This is a genomic window from Streptomyces sp. NPDC053673 (assembly GCF_055585225.1).
On record NZ_JBVJKN010000041.1, the window covers coordinates 46,041 to 55,831 of the forward strand.

The 9,791-nt window shown below is 73.2% G+C and carries 6 protein-coding genes; 2 read left to right on the plus strand and 4 right to left on the minus strand.

Annotated elements, in window-relative coordinates; all coding sequences use genetic code 11:
- Positions 1-72: 72 nt before the first annotated feature.
- Entirely contained in the window at positions 73-1,896 is a 1,824-nt protein-coding gene (locus ACZ6ZQ_RS34190; protein WP_469772401.1) for a serine/threonine-protein kinase, read from the minus strand.
- A 103-nt stretch (positions 1,897-1,999) separates the two neighbouring features.
- Here ACZ6ZQ_RS34190 and ACZ6ZQ_RS34195 point away from each other — a divergent pair, with 103 nt between their 5' ends.
- Both ACZ6ZQ_RS34195 and aceB read left to right on the plus strand, forming a co-directional pair.
- The gene (locus ACZ6ZQ_RS34195) at positions 2,000-2,611 is read left to right on the plus strand and encodes a nucleotidyltransferase family protein (RefSeq protein WP_469772402.1); all 612 of its coding nucleotides are present in this window, start codon (positions 2,000-2,002) and stop codon (positions 2,609-2,611) included.
- Positions 2,612-2,846: 235 nt separating this feature from the next.
- Positions 2,847-4,478 (plus strand): malate synthase A, encoded by a 1,632-nt coding sequence (aceB, locus tag ACZ6ZQ_RS34200; protein WP_469772403.1) that lies wholly within the window; start codon positions 2,847-2,849, stop codon positions 4,476-4,478.
- Positions 4,479-5,059: 581 nt separating this feature from the next.
- Here the strand turns inward: aceB and ACZ6ZQ_RS34205 are convergent.
- The 3 genes from ACZ6ZQ_RS34205 to ACZ6ZQ_RS34215 all read right to left on the minus strand — a co-directional run bounded on the left by ACZ6ZQ_RS34205 (position 5,060) and on the right by ACZ6ZQ_RS34215 (position 9,370).
- Complete coding sequence (locus ACZ6ZQ_RS34205; protein ID WP_469772411.1) at positions 5,060-6,304, minus strand: vWA domain-containing protein; 1,245 nt, start codon at positions 6,302-6,304, stop codon at positions 5,060-5,062.
- Positions 6,305-6,441: 137 nt separating this feature from the next.
- On the minus strand, positions 6,442-7,755 hold the full coding sequence (locus ACZ6ZQ_RS34210; protein ID WP_469772404.1) for an AAA family ATPase: 1,314 nt from the start codon (positions 7,753-7,755) through the stop codon (positions 6,442-6,444).
- 109 nt (positions 7,756-7,864) lie between these two features.
- On the minus strand, positions 7,865-9,370 hold the full coding sequence (locus tag ACZ6ZQ_RS34215; protein WP_469772405.1) for a serine/threonine-protein kinase: 1,506 nt from the start codon (positions 9,368-9,370) through the stop codon (positions 7,865-7,867).
- Between the last annotated feature and the right edge of the window lie 421 nt (positions 9,371-9,791).

Below are 9,791 nucleotides of genomic sequence, written 5' to 3' on the forward strand. Positions count from 1 at the left end.
CCGGACCGGTCGACCGGCCGCGGAGCAACCGGCCGCGGAGCAACCTGTTGCGCACCGACCGGCTGCGGACCATCAGGACGTGTCGACTTCCAGCGCCTTGCGCCAGATCGTCAGGTCGAGCTTGATGTAGGTGCTGGGGTCCGATTCGGGGCTGAAGCCCTTCACGGTGAGGAGCCCGAGGTTGCCCGAGGTCGTCCGCACGCAGATCTGGGCGCCCGAGGAGATCTGCTGCCGCTGGATGTAGGTGGTGAAGCGCGTCTCGGTCCTGCAGGTCTCCAGCGAGCCCTGCTGCCCGCCCTGGAGCAGGACCATCTGCGCGCCGTTGTCCGACGACAGGCCGACGCTGGCGTACTCCACGTCGCCGTCGGACTCGCGCGGCGTGACGGGGTCGTCCGCCAGGGACAGCTCGTATCCGCCGGTCAGGTCGATGCCGTTGTACTCGACGGGCGGGTCGGCCTTGGGCGTTCGCGCACCGCCCGACGGCTCGGCCGACCGCGTGGCCCCACCCTTGGCGGTGCTGTCCCCCCGCTCCCCCTGCGACTGATTGCCCTTGCTGCCGCCGCCAGACGCCGCGATGTACGCCGCGCACCCGGCCGCGACCGCGAGGACCAGCCCGCCGGCGACGGCGAGAGCGACGCGCCTGCCGGTGCGGCCCGCGGGCGCGGGACCCTGCGGACCGGGGTAGGGGCCCCGGCCGTACGGCGGCGGCGGTAGGGGGCCGTAGCCGGGCTGTGTCGGTGCGTACGCTGCCGGAGCCTGGTACGCCGGGGCGGGAGCCTGATACCCGGGCGCCGCAGCCGGGCGGCCGGGTGGCGGAGTCCGGTGCGTCGCCGGCGCCGGGGCGGGCCCGAAGCCGGGGGGCGGCGTGGCCGGGGCGACCGGTGTCGTGGGCGAGTACCCGGCCGGAGGGGCCGGAGTGGCCGGAGTGGCCGGAGGGGCTGCGGGGGCCGGAGGAGCGCCTCCCGTCACCGACGCGGGAGCCGGTGCGGCGGCCCGTACGGTGATGTCCGCCGCCACTGCGCCCGGCAGCCAGTCCTCCGGGCGCCGCAGCACGGTCTCCCCGTTCGCCGCCTGGCAGATGGTGATGATCTCGGCGATCGACGGCCTGGCCTCGGGATCCTTGGCGAGGCAGCGCGTCACCAGTTCCCGCAGCCGCTCCGGTACGCCGCTGAGGTCGGGTTCCTCGTGCACGATGCGGTAGAGCACGCCGTGCGACGTGCCCTCGCCGAACGCCGGCGTCCCCGTCGCCGCGTACGCCGCGACCTGGCCGAGGGCGAAGATGTCGGTCGCCGGGGTGATCTGCCGTCCCGCGGCCTGTTCCGGGGCCATGAACGACGGCGTACCGATGGTCACGCCGCTGCCCGTGAGCGAGGTGGCGTCGGCGGCGCGCGCGATGCCGAAGTCGATGACGCGCGGGCCGTCGGCGGCGAGCAGCACGTTCGACGGCTTGAGGTCGCGGTGGACGATGCCCGCGCCATGGATCACGTGCAGGGCCTCGGCGATACCGGCGACGAGCAGGAGCACCGCCTCCACCGGCAGTGCCCCGTGGGCGAGCACGGCGTCGGCGACCGACGGACCGGGCACGTACGCGGTTGCGAGCCATGGCTGCGCGCCGTCCGTGTCGGCGTCGATGACCGGTGCGGTGTACAGCCCCTGCACGCGCTGCGCGGACTGCACCTCCTGCGCGAACCGCCGCCGGAACTCGGGGTCCTGGCTGAAGTCGGGCCGGATCACCTTGATGGCGACGGGCCGCCCGCCCGGCGTGTACGACAGATACACCTTGCCCATGCCGCCGGCGCCGAGCCGGGCGGCGAGCCGGTACCCCGCGACGGTTCGCGGATCGTCGTTCTCCAACGGCTGGAAGACGCTGTCCCGTTCCGGCTGACGACTGCTCATGTTTTCAGGGCCCCCGTTGGTGAACTGCGGTATCGGAACGGCACCTTATCCAAGTCGCGGCGCCCTCCCGCCATCCCGCCGCCCGATGAGGTATGCAAGGTGCATGGCTCACACTTCAGACAATCCGCAGGTCGCAGGGCTGGTTCTGGCAGCGGGCGGGGGCCGTCGGCTCGGCGGCCGCCCCAAGGCGTTGCTGGAGCACCGCGGCCGGCCCCTGGTGGAGAACGCGGTGCGCGTTCTGCGGGCGGGCGGCTGCCGGTCCGTGCACGTCGTGCTGGGTGCGGCGGCGGACGAGGTGCTGCGGCGGGCCGAGCTGGCGGGCTGCGTCGTGTCCGTCAACCCGGACTGGGAGGAGGGCATGGGCTCCTCGCTCCGTACCGGTCTCGCGTCCCTGATCACCGCGGGCGGGGACCGGGAAGCGGTGCTCGTCTCACTGGTGGACCAGCCCGGGATCGGCGCGGCGGCCGTCGCCCGGGTGGTGGCCGCCTGCGACTCCCCCTCGGCGCTCGTCTCGGCCGCGTACGACGGCAGGCGCGGTCATCCGGTCCTGTTCGGCGTCAGCCGGTGGGAGGCGGTCGCGGCGCGTGCGTCGGGCGACCGCGGGGCCCGGGACTACCTCACGGAGCACGAGAAGGAGATCACACTGGTCGAGTGCGGTGACGTGGCGGAGCCGTACGACATCGACACACCGGAAGATCTGGCGCACCTTGATTGAGCACCCAGTGAGCGGTGTGGCACCGAGCGCCACGATGTGTCGACCCAGAGAATCTCGACATCAACAAACCATTGAAGTTCCACTATGCGATAACTACTATCCACAGATCAGAAGCGCCCAACACCCCGGACGGCGCCGACGACCGTATCCCGGAGCTCTGGCACTGAGTGCCACATTCATGACCCCGCGGCCGCCAGGCACTGCCCGTGAAGCTCGCTGAAGGAAGTGACAGCTCATGTCCGCACCAGCGCCGTCGCCGCTGGCCATCGTCGAAGCCGAGCCGCTGCCCCGGCAGGAGGAGGTCCTCACCGACGCGGCCCTCGCCTTCGTGGCCGAGCTGCACCGGCGGTTCACGCCCCGGCGTGACGAGCTCCTCGCCCGCCGCGCCGAGCGCCGTGCCGAGATCGCCCGCACCAGCAGCCTCGACTTCCTCCCGGAGACCGCACAGATCCGCGAGGACGAAAGCTGGAAGGTCGCCCCGGCCCCGGCCGCGCTGGGCGACCGCCGCGTCGAGATCACCGGCCCGACCGACCGCAAGATGACCATCAACGCCCTGAACTCGGGCGCGAAGGTCTGGCTCGCCGACTTCGAGGATGCCTCCGCACCCACCTGGGAGAACGTCGTCCTCGGCCAGCTCAACCTGATCGACGCCTACGAGCGCCGCATCGACTTCACCGATGCCCGCTCGGGCAAGTCGTACGCCCTGCGGCCGGCCGGGGAACTCGCCACCGTCGTGATGCGCCCCCGCGGCTGGCACCTGGAGGAGCGCCACCTGCGCTTCGAGGGCCGCCCGGTCCCGGGTGCGCTGGTCGACTTCGGTCTGTACTTCTTCCACAACGCGAAGCGCCTGATCGACCTCGGCAAGGGCCCGTACTTCTACCTCCCGAAGACGGAGTCGCATCTGGAGGCGCGCCTCTGGAACGACGTCTTCGTCTTCGCCCAGGACTACGTCGGCATCCCCCAGGGCACCGTCCGCGCCACCGTCCTGATCGAGACGATCACGGCCGCGTACGAGATGGAGGAGATCCTCTACGAGCTCCGCGACCACGCCGCCGGGCTGAACGCCGGCCGCTGGGACTACCTGTTCTCCATCGTCAAGAACTTCCGCGACGGCGGCGCCAAGTTCGTCCTCCCGGACCGCAACGCGGTGACGATGACCGCGCCCTTCATGCGCGCGTACACCGAGCTCCTCGTCCGTACCTGCCACAAGCGGGGCGCCCACGCGATCGGCGGCATGGCGGCCTTCATCCCCTCGCGCAAGGACCCCGAGGTCAATCGCGTGGCCTTCGAAAAGGTCAAGGCGGACAAGGACCGCGAGGCGGCCGACGGCTTCGACGGCTCCTGGGTCGCCCACCCCGACCTGGTCCCGATCGCCCTGGCCTCCTTCGACGCCGTCCTCGGCGACAAGCCCAACCAGAAGGACCGCCTCCGCGAGGACGTCTCCGTCGCACCGGGCGACCTCATCGCGATCGACTCCCTGGACGCCAGGCCCACCTACGAGGGCCTGCGCAACGCCGTCCAGGTCGGCATCCGCTACATCGAGGCCTGGCTCCGCGGCCTCGGCGCCGTCGCCATCTTCAACCTGATGGAGGACGCCGCCACCGCCGAGATCTCCCGCTCCCAGATCTGGCAGTGGATCAACGCGGGCGTGGAGTTCGAGCACGACGGAAAGACCGTGACCGCGACCCCGGAGCTGGCCCGCGAGATCGCGGCGCAGGAGCTGGCCGCGATCCGCGCCGAACTGGGCGACGAGGCCTTCACGGCGGGCAAGTGGCAGCAGGCCCACGACCTGCTGCTGCACGTCTCCCTGGACGCGGACTACGCCGACTTCCTGACGCTTCCGGCGTACGAACAACTGGTCGGCTGACCCGTCGTTCCGTTGCACTGCCGCCGCCCCCTGGTACGGCACAGCACCAGGGGGCGGCGTGCAGACTCGGCGCACCGCGCTCACTGGGCCCGGACCGCTTTCCAGCCTCTGCTGCCGGTAGAGCTCCGCGATGCCTGCCTCCAGGCAGTCGCGGATGCCCTTGCCAGTGCGCCGCCAACATGAACAGCGACGCCGAGGCCGTACTGTCCCGGGCGACGGGCGAGATCCTCGCATGCTCGAAGGCTTTCGCCCTGGTCCCCCGCCCGCCTGCCTTCTTCCCGGGTCCCGGCTATCTGCGCCAGTACTGGAAGCAGGTCCGTGACTACTTCCTCGCGGTGAAGAAGAACCGTACGTACCGCGCCTGTGTCGTCACGGCCGCGGCGAACTACCGGTCCCCATCGAGATGGCCTCGATGGGCATCTGACGCCGGCCGGCGTCGCGGATGCGGGCGGGCCGGCGGTGGGCCGGCCCGCCACCGGTCGGTCGGGAGCGTGCTCTTCCTGGTTCCCGCACGACTCGGTGCAGTCACGGCGTGGACGGAGGTACGGCGGGCGTTGCGGCTGCCGCGTCACCGTGCTGTCTCAGCTGATGGTGACGACACGCGCCCAGGGCGGCGGGGTGTCCGGGGCGTAGTCGGGGTTCTCCTCGCTCACGGCGCGGGCGGGACGGGGGAAGAGACCGACGACGGTGCGGCAGGGCGGCTGCGCGGAGGGCCACGGTGTCTGACCGTCCGTCAGGGCGACGATCACGTCCGGGCGTGGCCGGGAGCGGAGCGCCCGGGCGAAACCGGAGCGCAGATCCGTTCCCCCACCGCCTATCAGTTCGATGTTCTCGGCGCGGCAGAGCGGGACGGCGACCCCGGCCGCCGCGTCGCAGGAGATCACCGAGACCAGGTCGCGCCGCCCGCCCACCGCCCGCGAGATCGCCGCCACCTCCAGCAGCGCGCTGCCCAGCTCGGCGTCGCTCACCGACCCGGAGGTGTCGATCACGACACAGACCCGGGGCGGCGTACGGCGCAGGCTCGGCAGCAGCACCCCGGGGACACCGGCCGAGCGCCGGGACGGGCGCCGGTAGCTATGGTCCTCGCCCACCCCCGGCGCACTTGCCGCCGAGCGGACCGCCGCCCCCAGCAACTGCCGCCACGGATGCGGCGGATGGAACGCCTCGTCCGCCCAGCGGCGCCACCCCTCCGGCGCGTCGCCCGGTCGGCCCTTGATCCCCTCCGCGACCCTGAAGCGGACCGCGTCCCGTTGCTGCCTGCTCAGCCCGTGAGCTCCCTCGGGCCCCAGCTCCCACGGCCGGTCCTGCCCGTCGGCACCACTGCCGCAGTCCAGCCAGGCCAGTTCCGCGGTGAGCCCGGACATCGACGCCGTCCGCAGATACTCCTCCATCAGCAGCCCGCCGGGCAGCTGCAGCAGCGACGGCAGCACCGCCCCGGCAGGCAGGGGCAGACCGTCACCGTAGATGTCGTCGTTGATCTCGAAGTCGGCGGCGATGTTCCGCCGCAGCCTCCCCCTGCCTTCGCCCGGGGGGACCCCCATGTCGCTTCGCTCGCCCGGCCCGTGCTCCTCGTGCTCCCGCGCATACCGCTCGCCCCGCCCGTGGTGGTCCCGGAGCAGGTGGGAGACCTCGTGCACCCAGACGCCCGCCAGCTCCTCCACCGGAGTGCGCGCCACGAAGCCGGGGGAGACGTAGCAGCGCCAGTGCGCGTCCACCGCCATCGTCGGCACCGACCGGTCCTCCACCACGTGCAGCGCGAAGAGCGCGGCGGCCAGGTAGGGGCGTACCTTCACCGCGTGCAGCCGGGCGGCCAGCAACTTCTCCATGTCCAGCGGGAGTCCGGGCGGGCCGACCGGCGACCTCGGCACGGTGGCTCCCACCGGGCGCGGCGCCGCGAGTGGCGACATCGGGCGCGGCAACGGCCGCGGCCCCGGGCGCGGCCCCGGGCGCTTCGCGGCCCCCGTCATCGGCTCGCCCGCTTCGCACGCCCTGCGCCGGCCGCTGCCGCGACCCGCCCCACGGACCGGTCAGCCCGCCGGGCGAGCCCGACCACCGCGGCCAGCCGCTCCATCGCCTCCGGAACCTCCCAGTCGTCGCGCCGCAGCGCGGCCAGCGTCGTCGCCGGGGCGACCAGCAGATCCGCGGCGCCGGTCTCCAGGGCCCGGACCAGCACCGCCCAGGCCGCCTCCCACCGCTGTCGCTCCGGCCGCGCCCCGACGGCGGCCACGACCGCCTCAAGCGCCGCCTGCCGCAGATCGCCCCGCACGGGCAGTTCGGCGCAGGGCGGATCGGCCAGCAGCGACTCGGGGTCCGGCAGGTCCATCCGGTCCAGATGGGCAAGGAGTTCGAGCCCCGGCCCGTCCCCCACCGCGCCCCGTACCAGCAGCGCCAGCACCTCCGGGGAGACGCCGGCCGCCGTGCCGAAGGCCAGCAGGGTCAATGCGGCCTCCCAGCTCCGGGGCGAGGGCCAGGCACCGCCGCGCCGCGTCTCGGTGCTCGGCAGCCGGTGGATCAGCGTCGGCCGGGCTTCCAGGAAGCCGCAGACCGCGCGCCGGGCGAAAGCCACCGCTTCCGGCAGCCGCTCCGGCACCAGCCGGGGCAGCTCGGCCCGGGGCCAGACCCCGCCCAGCCCGCGCACCACCACCTCCCGGTCGTGCACCCAGTACAGGTGCACGAACCGGTTGGCCAGCGGCGGGCTCAGCTCCCACCCGTCCGCCGCCGACGCGCGCGGATTGGCAGCGGCCACGATCCTTACCCCCGGCGGGAGTCGCAGCGTGCCGACCCGCCGTTCCAGGACGACCCGGAGCAGTGCGGCCTGGACGGCCGGGGTGGCGGTGGAGAGCTCGTCCAGAAAGAGCAGCCCTCGCCCGCGACGTACGAGCTCCACGGCCCATTGCGGCGGTGCCATCGGCACCCCCTGCACCGCCGGGTCGTCGCCCACGATGGGCAGCCCGGAGAAGTCGGACGGCTCGTGGACGCTGGCGATCACGGTCGTCAGCGGCAGGTCCAGGGAGGTGGCGAGCTGTGTCAGGGCCGCGGTCTTGCCGATGCCCGGCTCGCCCCAGAGCAGTACGGGCAGGTCGGCCGCGACGGCCAGGGTGAGCGCTTCGAGTTGCTCGTCGGGGCGCGGCTCGGTGGTGGTCGTCCGCAGGAGGGTCAGGAGGTCGTCGGCCAGGGCGAGGTGGGTGCCGGTTCCGGATGCGCCGGCCTCGATGGGTGCGGGCGTGCCGGAGGCCGGGGCGGGGGCGGGGGCGGGCAGGAGGGTGCGGGAGGTCATGGGCATCACCTGGGGTTGGATAGGGGAACGGGTCGGCCCGTCCCGGATGTCGTGGGGCGCGCGGCGCGGAATGCGCAGCGCAGGAAAGGGACTTCGGCGAGGCAGCGGGTCAGCAGGCCAGGCCGGTGCGGGGCCGGACCCGGCTGCTGCGCTTGAGGCGCATGTCGTGAGGCGTACGGCGGTCGAGCCGGGGACGGTGGCCCGCTTCCGCGTGCCCCACGCCCGAGGCGTTCCCGCCCCCTGCCGCACCGGCGCCGGGGTGTACGGCGACCAGCCCCGAGCGGAAGAGCCCGTGGTCGATGCTGCGGGCCGCGGCCGACTCCAGTTCCTCCCGGAGCGGCCCGTCGCGCAGGACCGCGCCGGGACCGAGCAGCCCCACGACCACGGCCAGTGCCCCGGCGACGTCTCCGTGGCCGAGCCTCTCCCGGACCGCAGGCAGTGCCTCCGGGTTGCGGTGCACCGCGTCGATCGCCCGCAGGCAGGGCAGCGCCGGCCCGCCGAGCGCCACCAGCAGCTCCTCCCGGCGCAGTTGGGCCGGGTCGTGATCGATCGCTGTCAGCGCCCCGTCCCGCAGCGCGATCCGGTGGACCTCGCCCCGGCACTCCACCCGGTGGGGATCGCCGGGCTCGGGGGCGGGGCCGGCCACCGGTGCCGAGCCGGACGCCGCCGCCAGTGCTGCGGCGACGAGCGGATGCAGCCGGTCGGCCGTGACCAGCCCGGCCCGCAGCAACTCCAGATCGGGAAGGACCCGGGCCGCCGCCTCCGGTAGCACCGGAAGCGCCGCAACCTCCTGCGGCGGCAGCGCCTCCCGCAGCGGCCGGAACGTCGGGGCGTGGCTGTCGTCGGGGGCGACGAGTTCGAGCACGGCGCGACGCCGTGTACCGAGCCGCACGGTGAAGGCCCCGCGTGGACGCCCCTCGGCCCGCAGCAGCAGCTCGGCCTCGGCGGCCCACCGTGTCTCCGCCCACGGGGAATCGTGGACGGTGGGCTGATCGGGCCGATCCGGCAGGATTGGCAGGACTGGCCGGCTGTGTGCGTGGGGTCGGCCGGGCGCCGCCATGGACGGTGCCCCGCCCGCACCGCACCGCACCGCCAGTTCGCCGCTCTGCCCGGAGTCCCAGAGATGCCGGTGCAGGTCGAGCCGGAAACGCCGGTCGGGATGCGGGTGCGGGTGGTGCCCGGGGGCGCCGTCCCCCGGCCCTTCCCACAGGGCCAGGGACATCCGCTGGCCGGCGTCCGCCCAGGCCGGCGGTGTCCGCACCACCAGCTGCAGTGGCGTGGCGCCGGAAGCCCGGTAATGGGCCAGAGAGAGGGTGAGGCCGGGCCGGAGCCACCCGTCAGGGGCGATCCGTGGCATGTGATAGCGGAGCAGATCCGGCGCCAGCCGGCGCAGATCTGCACGGAGGCGAGTGCCGAGGTCGGTGCCGTGGCGGTCGCGCACGGCGCGCAGATCGAGTTCGACGTCGATCCGAGCGGCGGCGCAGGCCCCCGCCCAGTCACCGACCGCACGGCGTGCGGTCGCGGTCTCGATCATGGACGGTGGCACGGCATACTCGCGCACGCGCTGCCACATGAACAAGCGGGTCGGAATCTCGTTCGCGAAGTGATGTGCCATCAGCACTCACCCTGTGCGAACGATTCCCCCAATCCGTACGAGGAGAAGTTCTTCATCTCCAGCATCGTAGCCCACCCCGATGACGATCTGTCATTCTCTTTCAGGGCTGCCCCAGAGTGAGGGTTGCGCAGGCGGAATCCCCTGTGGCGGTGGCTGTGCGCGATCGCCGCGGCATCCGATGGCGCGGCGCAGCTCCGGCGTCAGGAATCGCCGGATGCATGAAGCAGTGACGACCCCGCCGGCCGCGAACGAAACCGTCTAGGCCGTGTTTTAGAACTAGCGCCGTCCGCCCGTAGGGCGGGGCTCGCGGCGTCCGGTGCGTGCGATCGCAAGGCGGTGGGGGCACCTCCCAGGCGCAGCTCTGGGGGAGATCATCCTCGTACTGGACGTACGTGGATGACTCCGACAACGCAGCGTGGGG

What these genes read in the sequence shown, in the direction of transcription:
- ACZ6ZQ_RS34190 (WP_469772401.1), bottom strand. Translation starts at nt 1,896, where the DNA reads ATGAGCAGTCGTCAGCCGGAACGGGACAGCGTCTTCCAGCCGTTGGAG.
- ACZ6ZQ_RS34195 (WP_469772402.1), top strand. Translation starts at nt 2,000, where the DNA reads ATGGCTCACACTTCAGACAATCCGCAGGTCGCAGGGCTGGTTCTGGCA.
- aceB (WP_469772403.1), top strand. Translation starts at nt 2,847, where the DNA reads ATGTCCGCACCAGCGCCGTCGCCGCTGGCCATCGTCGAAGCCGAGCCG.
- ACZ6ZQ_RS34205 (WP_469772411.1), bottom strand. Translation starts at nt 6,304, where the DNA reads ATGGAGAAGTTGCTGGCCGCCCGGCTGCACGCGGTGAAGGTACGCCCC.
- ACZ6ZQ_RS34210 (WP_469772404.1), bottom strand. Translation starts at nt 7,755, where the DNA reads ATGACCTCCCGCACCCTCCTGCCCGCCCCCGCCCCCGCCCCGGCCTCC.
- ACZ6ZQ_RS34215 (WP_469772405.1), bottom strand. Translation starts at nt 9,370, where the DNA reads ATGGCACATCACTTCGCGAACGAGATTCCGACCCGCTTGTTCATGTGG.